Below are 17,470 nucleotides of genomic sequence, written 5' to 3' on the forward strand. Positions count from 1 at the left end.
CATAAGCCACAACAGTCGAGATTTCCATGACCCTGTCTTTCGCTCCATCGTCGGACGCATCTGTCCCCCTTCAAGTCATTGCCCAGCCGGATCTGGACGACTGGCTGGCGGGTCAGCCCGAAGCCGTGACGACCTGGGCCAAGATCAGTGGATTTACTGGTGCACTGGGTCAGGTCTTACTGATTCCCGGCGCTGACGGTGCGGTACAGTCTGCTTTGGCGGGGTATGGCACAGCCACAGGTCGGGCCCGCAAGCGGTTTCCGCTGGCCGCCGCCGCCGAAGCCCTGCCCGAAGGCACATATCACATCGCATCGGGCATAGACCAAGCGGATCTCGAAACCGAATGCCTGGGGTGGTTGCTGACCGGCTATGCCTTTGACCGCTATGCCAGCCAATCCCCGGCCAAGGCCCGATTGGTTGCACCCGATGGTATCGACGCAGCCCGGCTTGAAATTCTGGCCGGGGCCGAGGCCTTGACCCGCGATCTGGTCAATACACCGGCCTCTGATATGGGGCCGGAACAGCTTCATAGCGCAGCCGAAGCCCTGGCACAGGAATTCGGCGCCTCTTTCGAGGTTGTTCTGGGCGACGCCCTGCTAGAGCAGAACTTCCCCATGATCCACACGGTTGGCCGCGCCGCCGCACAAGCGCCCCGTCTGATTGAGATGAACTGGGGCGTGACAGGCCCAAAGCTGACCCTTGTCGGTAAGGGCGTCTGCTTTGACACTGGAGGGCTAAACCTGAAACCCGGCGCCTCGATGGGGCTGATGAAGAAAGATATGGGCGGGGCCGCAAATGTATTGGGGCTAGCCCGGATGATCATGGCCCTAGAGCTGCCCGTGCAGCTGCGCGTGCTGATCCCGGCAGTAGAGAATTCCGTTGCGGGCAACGCCTTCCGGCCCGGCGACATCCTGACCTCGCGCAAGGGGCTGACGGTTGAGATCAATAATACCGATGCCGAAGGGCGCTTGGTTCTGGCCGATGCATTGGCGCTGGCGGATGAGGGCGAACCGGATCTGGTAATCTCGATGGCGACACTGACCGGGGCGGCACGTGTGGCGGTGGGCAGCGATCTGGCGCCGTTCTATACCGACAGCGATACTGCGGCGAACGCCTTGACCCGCGCAGCGGGCAAAGCGGCCGATCCGGTCTGGCGCATGCCTTTCCACGACCCCTATGAGGGCCTGATTGAACCCGGTATTGCGGACCTGGATAACGCACCGGCGGGTGGTTTTGCCGGTTCGATCACCGCCGCGCTGTTCCTGCGCAGATTTGTCGGTGACAGCCCCTATATGCATTTCGACATCTTCTCGTGGCAGCGCAGCAAGGAACCCGGACGCAGCAAGGGCGGGTTCGGTCAGGGGCCCCGCGCCCTTCTGACGGCCCTGCCTGAGATTTTGGGCATATGACCCGGCACCGCATCATACAACCGGTCATCGACCTGTTGCGCGCCCCGGACGGGCCGCGAGATCGCCAGCTTTTGTATGGGGATGGTGTTTGCACGCATGAAGAGAACAAGGGCTGGAGCCGGATCACCTCGGACAAGGACGGCTATGCGGGCTGGGTCCGGTCAGACTGTCTGGCTCCCGAATTGCCTGCCACCCATTGGATCACCGCGCCCTCAACCCATGCTTATGAGCAGCCCGCGATGAAATCCCGGGACCGAACCTCGTTAAGCTTTGGCAGCAAGGTTCAGGCCCTGTCCGAACAGAATGGATTTCTTGAGACGGAACTAGGCTTTATCCCGGCCATACACGCCAAACAGATCAACGTAACCCTGACCGATCCGGTCGCCGTGGCCGAGCTGTTTCTGGGAACGCCCTATCTTTGGGGCGGCAACAGCCGGTTCGGACTTGATTGTTCAGGTCTGGTTCAGGCCGGAATGCTGGCTTGTGGGCTGCCCTGCCCCGGTGATAGTGGCGACCAGGAGCGTGATCTGGGTCAGGCGCTGACCCCTGGCACACCCGCTCAGCGCGGTGATCTGCTGTTCTGGAAAGGGCATGTGGCCTGGGTCTACGGCGACAATATGCTGCTGCACGCAAATGCGTTCCACATGGACGTGACCTTTGAGCCGATGGATGTTGCAATCACGCGCATTCTGGAACAGGGCGATGGGCCCGTGACCGCCCATAAAAGGCTCTAATCCAAGTCGACCGACCGTATCAGCTTGCGTTCCAATACCCGCAGAACCGTGCGCAGATCATGACCGCGTTTCAGGATGCGACCATCCATACCGACCACCGAATACATCCCTTGTCGTGCCCGCAGACGCGGGTCCTTTTCAACCCGATAGATCGGATGTTCTGCTGTGCGCCTGAAAATGGAAAACACCGCCATATCACACAGGTTCGAAATCCCGTAGTCGCGCCATTCTCCGGCGGCGACCATCCGGCCATAGACAGAAAGGATTTGGGACATCTCGTGCCGATCGAACGCGACGGGCATCTGGGTCGAGTTTGCAGAATACCGGCTGGGAGGCTGCATGTTCATGGTTCAAGCCTTGCCGGAAAACGCGTTCGAATCAAGCCCATCCGCAAATAGGTGTGGTTTTTTGGTCAAGTCTAACGCTGTCGCCCGACTTGCCGACAGATCAGGATCACCGGCAGCAACCCCACTGCCAATATGACCAGCGAGGGCACAGCAGCGCCCTCTAACCGCTCGTCTGATGCCAGCCTATAGGCCTGCACCGCCAGCGTATCGAAATTGAAAGGCCGCATGATCAGGGTCGCGGGAAGCTCTTTCATCACGTCCACAAAGACGATCAACAAAGCTGTCAGCAAGGAGGGTGTCAGAATCGGCAAATGCACCCGGCGCAACGTCCCTAGCGGCGTCTGCCCCAAAGACCGCGAGGCCGCATCCATATTGGCATGCACCGTGCTCTGCCCTCCCTCATATGCGCTGAGCGCGGCGGCCAGAAACCGCACCATATAAGCGGCTACCAACAGCCAGATCGAACCGGTAACAAGCAACCCGGTCGACAGGTCGAAATTCTGCCGCATCCATGCATCCAGTGCGTTATCGAAACTGGCAAAAGGCACCATCAGCCCGACGGCGATCACACCGCCTGGAACCGCATAGCCCAGCCGCGCCATGTACCCGGCACCAGAGGACACCCTCCCCGGCCGCAATCGCTGGAAGAACCCAACGCTGATGGCCGCAAAGACCGTAACAAACGCCGCCACACCGGCCAGCGTCAGCGAATTCTGAATGAACCCGAGATAGCGCCGTGACAGAAGGTTCTGTTCGGACTCCATCCCCATCTGAACCAGAATGAACACCGGCAACAGAAATCCGAACAGCACCGGTATGGCACACAGGGCAAAAGCCGCGCCCGCTTGCCAGCCCTTCAGCCGGGCGGATGGTAGCGAGGCGTGGCTTTTGCCTGCCTGATAGTATTTGGCCTTCCCGCGCTGCATCCGTTCTGCCACGGCCATGACCAGCGCAAAGCCCAGAAGGCAGAGCGCCAGCTGCGCCGCACCCACCCGATCACCGATCGAAAACCAACTGGTATAGATACCCGTGGCAAATGTCTGCACCCCGAAATAGGCCACGGTGCCGAAATCGGCGATGGTTTCCATGATGGCAAGCAGCACGCCACCCGCAATCGCGGGACGCGCCATTGGCAGCGACACGTGCCAAAAGGCCAGCCACGGACTTTTGCCCAACGCGCGCGCTGCCAGAAAGGCCGTTGCACTCTGCTGCAGAAAAGCGGCCCGGGCCAACAGGTAGACGTAAGGATACAAGACCAAGATCAACATCACCGCCGCACCCTCGGTCGACCGAATCTCGGGGAACCAATAGTCGCGCGGGCCCCAGCCCGTTACCTGACGCAGGGTGGTCTGGACAATGCCCGGGTGATCAAGAATGAATGTATAGGCATAGGCCAGCACATAGGCCGGAAAGGCCAGCGGCAGCACCAACGCAATTTCCAGAATGCGCACGCCAGGGAACCGCGTCATCGTCACGAGCCAAGCTGCGCCCACGCCGATGGAAAACGTGCCCGTGGCCACCAGCACGACCAGTATCAGCGTCGTCATAGCATAGCCGGGCAGAACAGTTTCCAGGAGATGCGAAACCGTATCCGTGCCGCCCGTCGTAGCGGCCAGAACAACCGCAAGCATCGGCAACAGACAGGCTGCCGCCACAAGGCAGGCCACTACGCCGACGAGGCGTGTACCTACAGCGCCGCGGTTGCGCCGTCCGTGCTCAGAGATTTCGATATCGGCCATGATCCCGGCTTTAACTGGCTAAGGCGCAGAGTCCGTCTTTAATCGACCAAAACGCTCGGAAACACCAGTGGGCAGCGAAACAAATCTGCGACACATACTGCCGCAGAGTTGCACAGCCTTCATTCGTAGACGCGCTGATCCTCGATCACCAAACCATCTTTCGGCAGCGATCCCGGCGCCACGACTTCGATCGCGCCTTTCAGCTTCAGCACCTCGACGACGGATTTCGCATAAACCAAGTCATTTCCGCCGGCGCTTTCGATCTGAACCGTCATCGTGTCCATCTCACCCTGGCGGGCGGCAATGACGCGCGCCTTGACGATTTCATCATGCTTGTCGACCAGCGCCGCGACCTGTTCAGGGCGCACGAACATACCCTTGATCTTGGTTGTCTGATCCGCGCGTCCCATCCAGCCCTTGATGCGCATGTTGGTACGACCGCAAGGTGACTGACCAGGTTGAACCGCCGACAGGTCACCGGTGGCAAACCGGATCAGCGGATAATCGGGGTTCAGTGAGGTCACGACAACCTCACCCACTTCACCCGGCGCGACCGGGTTTCCGGTTCCGGGGGTGACGATCTCGACGATGACATGCTCATCAATGATCATCCCGTCCATCGCCGGGCTTTCATAAGCGATGCTGCCCAGATCGGCGGTGGCATAGCATTGCAGACAGGCGATACCGCGATTGGCGTACTCCTGACGCAAAGACGGGAACAAAGCACCGCCGCCAACAACGGCAGTCACGAAATCCAGTGCCACGCCCATCTCATCGGCCTTGTCCAAAATGACCTTGAGGTAATCCGGTGTGCCCGCATAAGCAGTGCAGCCGACATCGCGCGCGGCGGTTACCTGCAGTTCGGTTTGGCCGGTGCCGGCAGGCAGCACAGCAGCCCCCACCGCCCGCGCGCCACTTTCAAAGATCATGCCCGCCGGGGTCAGGTGATAGCCAAAGCAGTTCTGAACGATGTCTCCGGGCCCGACACCTGCTGCGTGCAGGAACCGCCCCATCCGCCACCAGTCGTGATCGGTGCTGCCGGGCTCATAGATCGGGCCGGGCGACTGGAAAACATGATGGAAATGCCGGGCCGGTTTGACGGTAAACCCGCCAAAGGGCGGGCGCGACGCCTGCGCCTTAGCCATATCGGACTTGCGCAGAACTGGCAGCTTCACAAGGTCGTCCAGCGACTTTACAGCTGCCGTATCAACATCCGCCATATGCGCTGCAAACCCCGGAGCCGAGTTCGCGCGCGCGATCTGTACCTGCAACGCCTCAGACTGTTCAGAGGCGCGCTGGTCGGCCGAGCGGGTTTCTAGCGCATCGTAGAATTTCGTCATCGCCAAATCCTCCATCCGCCTACAGCCACCTCTTGCGGCGGCGGTATGAGCGCACATCGCGGAAGCTTTTGCGGCCGTCATCCGACATGCCCAGATAGAATTCCTTAACATCGGGGTTTTCGCGCAGCTCGGCAGCTGGACCATCCATCACCACGCGGCCGGATTCAAGTATATAGCCGTAATGTGCGAACCTGAGCGCCACATTGGTGTTCTGCTCGGCCAGCAGAAACGAGACACCCTCTTTTTCGTTCAGATCTTGGACGATGCTGAAAATCTCTTCGACAAGCTGCGGGGCCAGTCCCATGGACGGCTCATCCAGCAGGATCGTCTCGGGCCGCGACATCAGCGCCCGACCCATCGCAACCATCTGTTGCTCTCCGCCCGACGTGTAACCCGCCTGGCTGCGGCGGCGTTCCTTCAGACGTGGGAAATAGGTGTAAACAAGGTCCAGATCCTGTTGGATCGCGGCCTTACCATCTTTGCGGGTATAGGCGCCGGTCAGCAGGTTTTCCTCGACCGTCAAATGTTCGAAACAATGGCGACCCTCCATCACCTGGATGACGCCTTTTTGCACCAGATCGGCAGGCTCACTTTCATGCACGCTGGTCCCGCGATACTTGATTGATCCCTTGGTGACTTCGCCCCGTTCCGAATGCAGCAGGTTCGACACAGCCTTGAGTGTGGTGGTCTTGCCTGCCCCGTTGCCGCCCAGCAGGGCCGTAATGCCCCCTTTGGGCACCGTTAGGCTGACGCCTTTCAGCACAAGGATCACATGATTGTAGATCACCTCGATATTGTTGACCTCAAGCAGGGTTTCCTCCTGCACGTCAGTGGTTTGTGCCGCATCCAGCATCAGCGCGTGTCCTCATGCCTGTCCCGAGAGGGACCGTTGGGATAGAGCGGCGGCTACCCGCCGCTCTGGTCAGTTTCGCGGCCCCGGATCAAGACCGGGGCCAGCCACTTATTCACACCCAGGTGTGATGTTGTTTTCCGCTGCATAGGCTGCAGAATCTTCTTCGATCAACGTGTTGATCACATCTGCATCGGTCGGCTGGAAGTCCTGAACCGGGTTCCAGGTTCCGGCCGCAGCATCCCACTGCACAACGCCGACAAGGCCGGGTCCGCCGTGATTTTCGCACGAGACCGAGAATTCAGGCCCGAAACCGGTCATGCCCAGCGCTTCCATCTTGGCGTTGGTCATTTCCAGCGCCTCCATACCATCGCGCATCATGGATGCATCGATATCAGCGGTATTGTGGATTCCCTGTGCAGTCTTCACAGCTTCAGCGGCCAGCATGGCGGCATAGAGACCGCGGTTATACTGAACCGAGCCAAGCTGATCGCCCGCACCCGCCGCTTTGCCTGCATCCACCACGTATTTCTGCAGATCTTCATAGACCGGATAGTCCATGCCCAGCCCGGTAAAGGTCAGTGCCTTATAGCCGTTTGCCTTGTCGCCCGCGGGCTGCACGTCAAATTCAGCGCCAGACCACCAGACACCGATGAAGTTTTCCATCGGGAAGCGGATGTTCGCAGCTTCCTGCACCGCGACCTGGTTCATCACGCCCCAGCCCCACATGATTACATAATCAGGCTTTTCGCGGCGAATTTGCAGCCACTGCGATTTCTGTTCCTGACCGGGGTGGTCAACAGGCAGCAGCGTCAGGTCGTACCCGTGCTTTTCAGCCAGGGTCTCCAGCGTGCGGATCGGTTCCTTGCCATAGGCCGAGTTGTGATAGACCAGTGCGATTTTCTTACCGTTCAGGTCACCATCGTTTTCGCTCAGCAGATAGTTGATCGCGCCCGACGCTCCGTTCCAGTAGTTGGCCGGATAGTTGAACACGTGGCTGAATACCTTGCCGTTCGCAGCAGAGGTCCGGCCATAGCCCATCGTGTGCAGCGGAATGCCATCTGCGGTCACTTTTGGGATCAGCTGGTATGTAATGCCGGTCGACAATGGCTGATATACCAAGGCGCCTTCGCCCTTTGTGGATTCATAGCATTCCACGCCTTTTTCGGTGTTATAGCCGGTTTCGCATTCGATCACATTGGCTGAAACACCTCCGATGCCGCCATCACGCTCGTTGAGCAGTGTGAAATAATCGGCATAGCCGTCAGCAAACGGGATACCGCCTGCCGCATATGGTCCCGTCCGATAGCTGAGCGACGGGAACACAAGGTCGGCCATGGCCGGACCTGCGGCCATCATGGCGCCCAGCGCCAGGGTTGCCAGTTTCGTCTTCATCGGGTGTCTCCTCCCTTGATTGGTCCGATGTTGAATTCGGGCTTTGCACCCGTCTTGTCTTTGGGCCTGCCCGTCAGTGCGGAAACGGCCAGAGTCTGAGTTTCTCTTTCGCCACACGCCAAAGCTGCGCCAGCCCATGCGGTTCCAGAATCAAGAACATGATGATGAGTGCGCCGACGATCACCAGATTGAGATGCGCGACGATATCAGTGGGCCAGCCCAGTAGATCGACACCGACCACCTTCAAAACAACCGGCAGCAATACCAAGAATGCTGCCCCGGCGAAGGAGCCGAAGATAGACCCTAATCCGCCGATAATGACCATGAATAGGACCAGGAACGATTTCTGGATGCCAAAGACTTCGCCAACCTCAACCGCGCCCAGATAGACCGCAAAGAATAGCGCCCCCGCGATACCCACAAAAAATGAGCTGACAGCAAAGGCGGTCAGTTTTGCCTTGAGCGGGTTTACCCCGATGATCTCGGCCGCGATATCCATGTCGCGGATCGCCATCCATGTCCTGCCGGTCGTTCCCCGAGTCAGGTTCCGTGCAATGATGGCGCAGAAGGTCAGGAAGATCAGGCAGAACAGATAAGTTGCCCAGGCCGGAGCATTCGGCCCTGTGATGATGATGCCGAACACATCCCGCTCGGGCGCGTTGATCTGCCCAGATGCCGAGTAGTTGTAGAACCACGGCACACGGTTGAACAGCCACACCAGAAAGAACTGCGCCGCAAGCGTGGCCACGGCCAAATAGAACCCTTTGATCCGAAGCGAAGGCAATCCGAACAGAACACCGACAATGGCGGTGATCCCGCCCGCAAGGATGACATGGATGAACATGCTGACTTCGGGAAAGGCCGTCATCAGCTTGTAGCAGGCATAGGCCCCCACAGCCATGAACCCACCGGTACCCAGCGACACCTGCCCGCAATAGCCAACCAATACATTCAAACCGATGGCGGCGATCGCATAGATCAGAAACGGAAGCAGCAGCGCGTTCGCCCAGTAGTCATTGATGATGAATGGAATGATCCCAAATGCCACTGCCAGCACCACATAGTACCGATACCGGTCAAATTTGATCGGAAAGGTCTGGCTGTCTTCCACGTAAGAGGTTTTGAAATCTCCGGCCTCGCGATAAAACATGTCTTACTTTCCCCATTCTTCCTGCGCCCGGTCGCGGGCGACAGTGTTCAGTTGGCTGGAGCCTTTGGCATATCCGCTCGCCTCTGAGGCGCGCACAAGTTTCATGTAGGCCATGACGCCGGTGACCAGCCCGGCAAAAGCCAGGATCGCGGCGATCGTCAGTTGGCTGTCGGTCAGATCGTCCGAGGTCAGGGCGATATACCCAAACGCCCAGAACCCGGCCCATGCGATAACGTTGAGAATGGCGATGAGTTTAGTCATACGCTCACCTCAGACCGGCGTTTGTTAAGCCAGTGTAAGACACCAGCTAGGGCCGCGTAGAAGAACAGCGAGTCCAGAGCCCTGAGATATCCGACATAAAGCAGCATTCTCATCTCCCACTCTGTATCACCCACCAGCGCCATACTGGACCCTGAGAGACCGATCTCGAAGCAATCACCCAGCGACCGAGCAAATCCGTAAACCAGCAATACAACGGGGAGTGATTTGAAAAGGGGTGCCAGCTTATCCATCTATACTCTCTCGATAATTTTCTCACCGAACAGACCCTGCGGCCGGAACACAAGGAAGATCAGCGCAAGCACGTAGGCAAACCAATTCTCGGTCGCACCGCCAACCATCGGGCCAATGGCGAACTCGAACAGTTTCTCACCCACACCGATGATCAACCCTCCGACGATGGCTCCTGGGATCGAGGTAAACCCGCCCAGCATCAGCACCGGCAACGCTTTGAGCGCGATCAGCGACAGTGAGAACTGCACGCCAGACTTGGTGCCCCACATGATACCCGCGACCAGCGCTACAAACCCGGCCACAGACCAGACCATGATCCAGATGAAGTTCAGCGAAATCCCGACCGACAGCGCCGCCTGATGGTCATCCGCCACCGCGCGCATCGCCCGGCCCTGCTTGGTATATTGGCTGAACACAACCAGCGCCGCCACCAGCAGCGCCGCAATTACCGTTGCCACAATGTCCAGATTGTCGATGAAGAACCCATAGCCGAAGACGTTAAAGGTCGCTTCATCGAGCCAGAGGTTGATGCCCTGCGGCAGGCCTACATCCAGCGTCTTGATCTCGGACCCCCACATCAGGTCGGCCACGCCCTCAAGGAAATAGGCCAGCCCGATGGTGGCCATGAACAGGATGATCGGCTCTTGGCCAACCAGGTGGCGCATCACGAACCGCTGCACCGCCCAAGCCAGCAGAACCATCACCGCCATAGTCAGAATAATCGCCAGCAGCGCAGGGGCACTCCAGCCAAAGTAATGGATATGCGTCCCGAAAGTCGCATTGATCAGATGTGCAAACGGCACCTGCCCGTTCATGATCCCGACCAGAGTCATCGCGGCAAACAGGGCCATAACCCCTTGCGCATAATTGAAAATCCCTGACGCCTTGTAGATCAGCACAAAGCCCAGCGCGACCAGCGCATAGAGCACCCCGGCCATAAGACCGTTGAGGATGACTTCCATCGCAAATACGAGTTGTTCAGGCATCCTATGTCCTCCGAACAGATTTCATCTGGCGCGTCATCCGGGAAAATTCGTCGAATTTTCTCAGCCCGTTCCGTAGATCAGTCATGGCTCACCCCCAGATAGGCATCGATGACTTCCTGATTGTTGCGCACCTCATCAGGCGTGCCGTCGCCGATCTTCTTGCCGTAATCCATCACGACCACCCGATCGCTCAGATCCATCACCACGCCCATGTCATGTTCGATCAGGGCGATGGTGGTGCCGAATTCATCATTCACGTCGAGGATAAAGCGGCTCATGTCCTCTTTCTCTTCAACATTCATCCCGGCCATCGGCTCATCCAGCAGTAACAGCTTGGGTTCAGCGGCCAGCGCCCGGGCCAGTTCGACCCGCTTTTTCAAGCCGTAGGGCAGGCGTGAAACGGGCGTCTTGCGGATATGCTGGATTTCGAGAAAGTCGATGATCCGTTCGACCGCCTCGCGGTTTTCGGTCTCTTCGGCCTCGGCCTTACCCTTCCACCAAGCCTGCTGCAGGATATTGGTCTTCATATAGTTCAGGCGCCCGGTCATGACGTTGTCCAAAACGCTCATCCCTTCGAACAGGGCGATGTTCTGGAATGTTCGTGCAATCCCCTGCCGCGCGACCTCATAGGGCCGCATTGGAGGGCGCTTGGCCCCGTGAAACCAGACCTCGCCCTCTTGCGGGACATAGAACCCCGAGATTACGTTCAGCATCGAGGACTTACCCGCCCCGTTCGGACCGATAATGGCGCGGATCTCGCCCTCGCGGATGTCGAACGAGATATCCTTGATCGCCACCACACCGCCAAAGCGCAGAGTGATGTTCTTCATCTCCATCACGACGCCGCCGATCTTGCGGCCGTCTTCGGTGACATATCCTTCGGAACTATCCAACATCAGCCCCTCCTTGACTTACGCAATACACGGAATGGCGGGCGGGCGATGACCATAGGTCGAGCGGCGCAGGACCGGACTTCATTCCGCCGCTACCTTGTGTTGCGCGACCGTTACAACCGGCGCATCCACGATCTCAAGTGTGGCACTGATCGAGCCCTTGCGGCCGTCCTCATAGGTCACCTCGGTCGTGGTCGAAACGCTTGAAGACCCGTCGTAAAGGGCGGTGATGATGTCGTGGAATTTCTCTTCGACAAAGCCCCGGCGCACTTTGCGGGTTCGGGTCATCTCACCGTCATCCGCATCCAGTTCCTTGTGCAGCACCACAAAGCGATGCACCTGACAGCCCGACAGCATTTCATCGGCGGCGACCGATTTGTTGACCGCTTCCACATGGGACTTGATTGTCTCTAACACTTGCGGATGTGCCGTCAGTTCCTGATAGGACCCATAGGCGACGTTGTTGCGCTCGGCCCAGTTCCCCACGGCGGTAAGGTCGATATTGATGAACGCCACGCAGCGATCCTTGCCATTGCCGAACAGCACGACCTCAAGAATATCGGGATAGAACTTCAGCTTGTTCTCAACATATTTCGGCGCAAACATCGAGCCATCGACCATTTTTCCGACGTCCTTGGCGCGGTCGATGATCCGCAGATGACCGCTGCTTTCCTCAATGAACCCGGCATCACCCGTGGCCACCCAACCCTCGGCATCCTTGGTCGAGGCGGTCGAGTCCGGGTTGTTGTAATATTCGACAAACACACCTGGCGAGCGATAGTAGATCTCGCCCGTTTCGGCGATCTTCAGCTCGACATCTGGCGCGGGCACACCAACCGTATCGGCGCGCACCTCGCCATCGGGCTGCACGGTGATGAAGACCGTCGCCTCGGTCTGCCCATAAAGCTGCTTCAGGTTAATCCCCAGCGAGCGGTAGAAATCGAAAATCTCAGGCCCGATCGCCTCGCCTGCCGTATAACCGACCCGGAACCGGCCATACCCCAGCGTATCCTTCAGCGGCCCATAGACCAGCAGATTGCCCAGCGCGTATTTGATCCGATCACCAAACCCAACCGCTTTGCCATCCAGCAGTAACCCACCCACCTTTTTGGCATGGGCCATAAAATGGTGGAACATACGCTGCTTCAGCTTGCCCGCATCTTCCATCCGGATCATGACGTTGGTCAGCTGCGTTTCAAATACCCGCGGCGGGGCAAAGAAATAGGTCGGACCGATCTCGCGCAGGTCGGTTATCATCGTGTCAGCGCTTTCGGGGCAGTTTACACAGAACCCGCACCAATAGGCCTGACCGATGGAAAAGATAAAATCACCTACCCAAGCCATTGGCAGATAGGACAGGATGTCCTCATTCCGGGTCAGGTGGTCAAACTCTGCAGAATTCTTGGCGCTTTCGATTACATTGCGGTTCGACAGCACCACGCCTTTCGGCTTGCCTGTGGTGCCCGAGGTATACAGCATCACACAAGTGTCGTCATAGGTGATCGCAGCGATACGCGCATCCAGCTCGGCATCAAAGCGCGCATGACCTGCGCTGCCTTCGGCCTTGATGTCGTCCAGCGCGTTCATCTGGGAATGATTATATTTCCGCATCCCACGCTTGTCAGTGTAGAGGATGTGTTTGATCTGGTGAACTTTTTCCTGAATCTCGATGACCTTATCGACCTGTTCCTGGTCACCGCAGACGACATATTTCGCACCGCAATGTTCCATCACATATGTCATCTCTTCGGCGACCGCGTCCTGATAGAGCGGCACCGGAATCGCACCCACCATTTGGGCCGCAACCATCGACCAGTAATGCGCCGGGCGGTTCCGGCCTATGACGGCGATATGGTCGCCCTTCTCAACGCCAATCTCAAGAAACCCCAGCGCAATGGCGCGGATTTCCTTGGCCGCCTCGGCCCAGGTCCAGCATTGCCAGATCCCGAATTCCTTTTCGCGATAGGCCGGGGCATCCCCGAACTGAATCACATTGCGGTGTAGCAGCGCCGGAAGAGACTGCATCCCTTCAGCGCCTGACTGCGTCTGAGTCAATCTTTTTCTCCTCCCCACCCGGCCCCTCCCCGGGCCGGAAATGGCGGGTCCGGGTCTGGCCCGGACGCCAACGCCCCGATTAAGGGACGTCGACACGATCAGCGTCAAGTTTTGCCTGATGTTTTCTCAATTCTTACGAAATGTAACAAGTTGGGCCGTGCCGCCCGGACCATACACCTCGTCAGAGACCCGACCCGAGATGACCACAAACTGTTCCGCGAACTGCAAATTTGCAGCAGGTAAGCGCATTCATCCACGCATACCGGTATTGGCTAAGGGTTTTGTATGTTTACCGCGCCTGGAATTCACCGTATGCATCCAGCAACTGAGTAGGATATTCAGAGCGGTTTTTCATGCCCATTTGCTATGCATGTGTATCGACCGAAGGCATCGGTTATGCGGAATGATCCAGATCGCATGACCAAAACCGCTCGAATTGTGCGATCAGAGGCGTGCGCCTTTGAAATCAACCGTTTTCTTGGACGGTCGGACAGCACGAATTCCGACCCCTTTCCCACCCCAATACGCAAGGCAGGACTGCCGAGATGAATGTCACTCACCAGAGCATCACCAATGTGCTTTCTCAGCATTATGACCTGACACCTTCGACCGAATTGGTTGAGGAAATGCAGGAGACCTATGCCCGGATGGACCGGGTGGTGACGCCGCCGGATTTCGCGATCTATGCGCCCTATATCAAGGCGATCAATGCGCTTAAAAAAGAGCGGAACGCGGTCATTCTGGGCCATAACTACATGACGCCTGAAATTTTCCATGGCGTGTCGGATTTTGTGGGTGACAGTCTGCAACTGGCGATGAAGGCCAGCGACGTCGAAGCCGACGTGATCGTACAGGCGGGCGTGCATTTCATGGCCGAAACCTCGAAAATCCTGAGCCCCGAGAAAATCGTGCTGATGCCGGACATGGCCGCAGGCTGTTCGCTGGCCGAAAGCATCACCGCCGAGGGAATCGACGAGATGCGCGCCAAATACCCCGGCGCGCCGGTCGTCTCTTATGTGAACACCACCGCCGAGGTGAAAGCCGCGTCCGATATCTGCTGCACATCGTCCAACGCCGTTCAGATCGTCGATGCGATGGAATCCGACACCGTCATCATGACGCCGGATCAATATCTGGCGCAGAACGTGGCAAATGAAAGCCGCAAGAACATCGTGTACTGGCCGGGCTCGTGCATCGTGCATGAACAATACACCGCCCAGGACCTGCGCGATTTTCGCAAATGGAATCCGGGCACGCGGTTGATTGCCCACCCGGAATGCCCGCCCGAAGTGGTGGCCGAGGCCGATTTCTCTGGCTCGACCAGCGGGATCATCAAGTATGTCAGCACCGAAAAGCCCGAAAAGGCGATGCTGATCACCGAATGCTCGATGGCGTCCAACATCGCCGATGAATTGCCCGAGGTCGACTTTGTCGGCCCCTGCAACATGTGCCCCTACATGAAGAAGATCACGCTGGAAAAGATCCTCTATGTGCTGCACACGATGGAAAGTCAGGTCGAGGTCGACGCCACGGTCGCGGAAAAAGCGCGTCATTCGGTGCAGGCGATGATCGACCTGTCGCGAAAGCTGGGTCTCTGATCCGAGATGGAAACCCTCACCACCGACCGCGTTATCATCGTGGGCGCCGGGCTGGGCGCGCTCTATGCTGCGCTGAAACTGGCCCCGCATCCGGTGGTGATGATCTCTCCTGAAGCGTTGGGCGAGGGTGCTAGTTCTGCCTGGGCGCAGGGGGGAGTGGCTGCGGCGATGGACGCCGATGACAGCCCGGAAAGCCACGCGGACGACACCGTGAATGCCGGTGCGGGCACCGTTGATCCGCAGGTGGCTGAATTGGTGACGCGTCAGGCGCGCGACTATATTCTGGACCTGACCACGCTGCGTACGCCTTTCGACCGGACCGCGGGCGGCGATTACGTGCTGTCACGCGAGGCCGCGCACAGCTTTGCCCGTGTCGTCCGGGTCAAGGGCGATCAGGCAGGCGCGCAGATCATGGCCGCCCTGATCGAACAGGTGCACGAAACCCCGTCGATCCAGGTTCTGGAGGGCACCATGGCCCTTGGGCTGGACGTCGAAGACGGGCGCGTTACCGGCGTCAGCATTCAGCGTGCGGATAATGGCGGGTCAGCCCCGGTGATGCTGCGCGGGGCTGCGGTTTTGCTGGCCGGGGGCGGGTCAGGCGGGCTCTATGCGCTGACAACCAACCCGCCGCGTATTCGCGGGCAGGTGATTGGCATGGCGGCACGCGCGGGGGCGCTGATTGCGGATGCCGAATTTGTCCAGTTCCACCCCACCGCGATGGATGTAGGTGAAGACCCCGCGCCGCTGGCGACCGAAGCGCTGCGCGGTGAAGGGGCCATTTTGATCAACCGTCATGGCGCGCGGTTCATGCAGGCCATCCACCCGGATGCCGAGCTTGCCCCGCGCGACGTCGTCGCCCGCGCCATCTATGCGCAGGTTCAGGCGGGCAACCGTCCCATGCTGGACACGCGCGAGGTTCTGGGCGAGGCGATCAAGGCACAGTTCCCCTCGGTCGCCGAATATTGCGCCCGCAATGGCATCGACCCGGCGCAAGAACCCATCCCCGTTGCCTCCGCTGCGCATTACCACATGGGTGGCATCGCGACCGAAACCAGCGGATGCGCCAGTATCGACGGCTTATGGGTCTGCGGTGAGGCATCCTCGACCGGGTTGCACGGTGCCAACCGTCTGGCCTCGAACGGTCTGCTTGAGGCGCTGGTCTACGCCCGCATCTGCGCGGAAGGCATCGCCCGGACCCTGCCAACACCTAGCGCGACGCCGCCGCTGGAAATCACCTTTCAGGACGGCGGCACCCCCTCTGACCCTGCCGCCGTGACAGAGCTGCGCCAGACCATGACCCGCTATGTTGGCGTTATCCGTGATCGCAAGGGCCTGATCAAAGCGCTTGGCATCATCGCGCGGCTAGAGGCAGCAAACAGCGACAACCCGTCTTTCCTGAACATGTGCGCCACCGCCACTTTAATCGCGGCGGGCGCTTTGGCGCGCGAAGAAAGCCGCGGCGCGCATGAACGATCCGATTTCCCCGACCCCTCGGCCGGACCCGGCAAACGATCCGAAATGTACCTTTCCCAAGCACTCGCCATCCGCGCGCAGGCCTGCAAGGAGCAATCATGAGCTTCTCTACCGTTCCCGATCTTGTCCTTGAACCGATGATCCGCATTGCCCTGATGGAAGATCTTGGCAGCTATGGCGACGTCACCACCCGCGCGGTGATCCCGGCGGATACCACCTATGATGCTTGCCTGAACGCGCGCGAGGATGCGGTCGTGTCCGGCATGCAAGTCGCGGCGCTGGCGTTTCGCCTGATCGACCCCTCATTGGACATCACCACGCATATTGCCGATGGCCAACCCTGTAAGGCAGGCGATACGCTGATGACCATCAAGGGATCGGCCGCCTCAATCCTGTCGGGCGAACGGGTGGCCCTGAACTTTGCCGGTCGCCTGACCGGGATCGCCACAAAGACCGCCGGCTTCGTGGCTGAAACTAAAGGCACAAATGCCCGCGTCACCTGCACCCGCAAAACAACCCCCGGCCTGCGTCTGGTTGAAAAACTGGCCGTGCTGCATGGCGGCGGGTTCAACCACCGATACTCTCTGTCAGATGCGATCCTGATCAAGGACAACCACATCGCAGCCGCTGGCGGGGTGCGTCAGGTGCTGGAGGCCACCAAGGCCCATGCCAGCCACATGATGGCCGTCGAGATCGAGGTCGACCGTCTGGACCAACTGGCCCAAGTGCTTGAGGTCGGAGGCGCCTCGGTCGTCCTGTTAGACAATATGGACAATGACATGCTGCGCGAGGCGGTGGCGATGGTGGATGGCAGGCTCAAGACCGAAGCCTCGGGCAATGTGAAGCTGGATCGCATCGCCTCAATCGCGGCAACAGGTGTTGACTATATCTCTTCAGGTGCATTGACCCATTCGGCGCGCACCGTGGATTTGGGATTGGACTTTCCGGTCTAGACCACGGTCGCGCGTCAGCACTGGCACATGGGCTA

At 59.0% G+C, this 17,470-nt stretch carries 15 protein-coding genes; 5 read left to right on the plus strand and 10 right to left on the minus strand.

The genetic code is table 11. The annotated features are described in order from the left end of the window. Positions 1-26: 26 nt before the first annotated feature. Both AC2FFB_RS18430 and AC2FFB_RS18435 read left to right on the plus strand, forming a co-directional pair. Entirely contained in the window at positions 27-1,409 is a 1,383-nt protein-coding gene (locus AC2FFB_RS18430) for a leucyl aminopeptidase family protein (protein WP_496875277.1), read from the plus strand. Beyond that, positions 1,406-2,143: a C40 family peptidase gene (locus AC2FFB_RS18435; RefSeq protein ID WP_281996106.1), complete on the plus strand. Its 738-nt coding sequence runs from the start codon at positions 1,406-1,408 to the stop codon at positions 2,141-2,143. Before AC2FFB_RS18430 ends, AC2FFB_RS18435 begins: the two co-directional genes overlap by 4 nt. On the opposite strand, the gene AC2FFB_RS18440 is transcribed toward AC2FFB_RS18435, so the two are convergent. From AC2FFB_RS18440 to AC2FFB_RS18485, 10 genes are all read right to left on the minus strand, one after another. After that, positions 2,140-2,490 carry a DUF2794 domain-containing protein gene (locus AC2FFB_RS18440; RefSeq protein WP_271950694.1) on the minus strand — a complete coding sequence of 117 codons (351 nt, stop codon included), beginning with the start codon at positions 2,488-2,490 and terminating at the stop codon, positions 2,140-2,142. The two genes, AC2FFB_RS18435 and AC2FFB_RS18440, sit on opposite strands and share 4 nt — an antisense overlap. Positions 2,491-2,561: 71 nt before the next feature. Beyond that, positions 2,562-4,229, minus strand: a complete 1,668-nt coding sequence (locus tag AC2FFB_RS18445; RefSeq protein ID WP_281996107.1) for an ABC transporter permease — start codon at positions 4,227-4,229, stop codon at positions 2,562-2,564. A 119-nt stretch (positions 4,230-4,348) separates the two neighbouring features. Then, the gene (locus tag AC2FFB_RS18450; RefSeq protein WP_496690515.1) at positions 4,349-5,569 is read right to left on the minus strand and encodes a phenylacetate--CoA ligase family protein; all 1,221 of its coding nucleotides are present in this window, start codon (positions 5,567-5,569) and stop codon (positions 4,349-4,351) included. Between the two features lie 19 nt (positions 5,570-5,588). After that, positions 5,589-6,422, minus strand: coding sequence for an ABC transporter ATP-binding protein (locus tag AC2FFB_RS18455; RefSeq protein ID WP_496690516.1), 834 nt, complete (start codon positions 6,420-6,422; stop codon positions 5,589-5,591). A 108-nt stretch (positions 6,423-6,530) separates the two neighbouring features. Beyond that, on the minus strand, positions 6,531-7,814 hold the full coding sequence (locus AC2FFB_RS18460) for an ABC transporter substrate-binding protein (RefSeq protein ID WP_142637531.1): 1,284 nt from the start codon (positions 7,812-7,814) through the stop codon (positions 6,531-6,533). Positions 7,815-7,887: 73 nt separating this feature from the next. Further along, the gene (locus AC2FFB_RS18465) at positions 7,888-8,964 is read right to left on the minus strand and encodes a branched-chain amino acid ABC transporter permease (RefSeq protein WP_142637529.1); all 1,077 of its coding nucleotides are present in this window, start codon (positions 8,962-8,964) and stop codon (positions 7,888-7,890) included. A gap of 3 nt (positions 8,965-8,967) precedes the next feature. After that, positions 8,968-9,225, minus strand: coding sequence for a hypothetical protein (locus tag AC2FFB_RS18470; protein ID WP_496693118.1), 258 nt, complete (start codon positions 9,223-9,225; stop codon positions 8,968-8,970). A gap of 251 nt (positions 9,226-9,476) precedes the next feature. Then, a complete protein-coding gene (locus tag AC2FFB_RS18475; protein ID WP_496875278.1) occupies positions 9,477-10,463 on the minus strand; it encodes a branched-chain amino acid ABC transporter permease in 987 nt (328 codons plus the stop codon). Positions 10,464-10,540: 77 nt separating this feature from the next. Next, on the minus strand, positions 10,541-11,359 hold the full coding sequence (locus AC2FFB_RS18480) for an ABC transporter ATP-binding protein (RefSeq protein WP_142637523.1): 819 nt from the start codon (positions 11,357-11,359) through the stop codon (positions 10,541-10,543). A gap of 78 nt (positions 11,360-11,437) precedes the next feature. Further along, positions 11,438-13,381, minus strand: coding sequence for an AMP-binding protein (locus tag AC2FFB_RS18485; RefSeq protein WP_496875283.1), 1,944 nt, complete (start codon positions 13,379-13,381; stop codon positions 11,438-11,440). Between the two features lie 575 nt (positions 13,382-13,956). On the opposite strand from AC2FFB_RS18485, the gene nadA reads away from it, so the two are divergent. Genes nadA through nadC form a run of 3 tightly spaced genes read left to right on the plus strand, consistent with a single transcriptional unit; the run spans position 13,957 to position 17,435 of the window. Next, positions 13,957-15,009: a quinolinate synthase NadA gene (nadA, locus tag AC2FFB_RS18490; protein ID WP_496714284.1), complete on the plus strand. Its 1,053-nt coding sequence runs from the start codon at positions 13,957-13,959 to the stop codon at positions 15,007-15,009. 6 nt (positions 15,010-15,015) lie between these two features. Continuing rightward, positions 15,016-16,584: an L-aspartate oxidase gene (locus AC2FFB_RS18495; protein WP_496875279.1), complete on the plus strand. Its 1,569-nt coding sequence runs from the start codon at positions 15,016-15,018 to the stop codon at positions 16,582-16,584. Beyond that, positions 16,581-17,435 carry a carboxylating nicotinate-nucleotide diphosphorylase gene (nadC, locus tag AC2FFB_RS18500; RefSeq protein ID WP_142637514.1) on the plus strand — a complete coding sequence of 285 codons (855 nt, stop codon included), beginning with the start codon at positions 16,581-16,583 and terminating at the stop codon, positions 17,433-17,435. The genes AC2FFB_RS18495 and nadC overlap by 4 nt, the downstream gene beginning before the upstream one ends. Positions 17,436-17,470 lie beyond the last annotated feature (35 nt).

Source organism: Ruegeria sp. YTSA219, from assembly GCF_059609985.1.

Excerpts from the sequence above, each read along its gene's own strand:
- AC2FFB_RS18455 (WP_496690516.1), bottom strand. The coding sequence starts at position 6,422 with ATGCTGGATGCGGCACAAACCACTGACGTGCAGGAGGAAACCCTGCTT.
- AC2FFB_RS18475 (WP_496875278.1), bottom strand. The coding sequence starts at position 10,463 with ATGCCTGAACAACTCGTATTTGCGATGGAAGTCATCCTCAACGGTCTT.
- nadA (WP_496714284.1), top strand. The coding sequence starts at position 13,957 with ATGAATGTCACTCACCAGAGCATCACCAATGTGCTTTCTCAGCATTAT.
- nadC (WP_142637514.1), top strand. The coding sequence starts at position 16,581 with ATGAGCTTCTCTACCGTTCCCGATCTTGTCCTTGAACCGATGATCCGC.
- AC2FFB_RS18485 (WP_496875283.1), bottom strand. The coding sequence starts at position 13,381 with ATGCAGTCTCTTCCGGCGCTGCTACACCGCAATGTGATTCAGTTCGGG.
- AC2FFB_RS18430 (WP_496875277.1), top strand. The coding sequence starts at position 27 with ATGACCCTGTCTTTCGCTCCATCGTCGGACGCATCTGTCCCCCTTCAA.
- AC2FFB_RS18495 (WP_496875279.1), top strand. The coding sequence starts at position 15,016 with ATGGAAACCCTCACCACCGACCGCGTTATCATCGTGGGCGCCGGGCTG.
- AC2FFB_RS18435 (WP_281996106.1), top strand. The coding sequence starts at position 1,406 with ATGACCCGGCACCGCATCATACAACCGGTCATCGACCTGTTGCGCGCC.
- AC2FFB_RS18465 (WP_142637529.1), bottom strand. The coding sequence starts at position 8,964 with ATGTTTTATCGCGAGGCCGGAGATTTCAAAACCTCTTACGTGGAAGAC.
- AC2FFB_RS18470 (WP_496693118.1), bottom strand. The coding sequence starts at position 9,225 with ATGACTAAACTCATCGCCATTCTCAACGTTATCGCATGGGCCGGGTTC.
- AC2FFB_RS18460 (WP_142637531.1), bottom strand. The coding sequence starts at position 7,814 with ATGAAGACGAAACTGGCAACCCTGGCGCTGGGCGCCATGATGGCCGCA.
- AC2FFB_RS18445 (WP_281996107.1), bottom strand. The coding sequence starts at position 4,229 with ATGGCCGATATCGAAATCTCTGAGCACGGACGGCGCAACCGCGGCGCT.
- AC2FFB_RS18440 (WP_271950694.1), bottom strand. The coding sequence starts at position 2,490 with ATGAACATGCAGCCTCCCAGCCGGTATTCTGCAAACTCGACCCAGATG.
- AC2FFB_RS18450 (WP_496690515.1), bottom strand. The coding sequence starts at position 5,569 with ATGACGAAATTCTACGATGCGCTAGAAACCCGCTCGGCCGACCAGCGC.
- AC2FFB_RS18480 (WP_142637523.1), bottom strand. The coding sequence starts at position 11,359 with ATGTTGGATAGTTCCGAAGGATATGTCACCGAAGACGGCCGCAAGATC.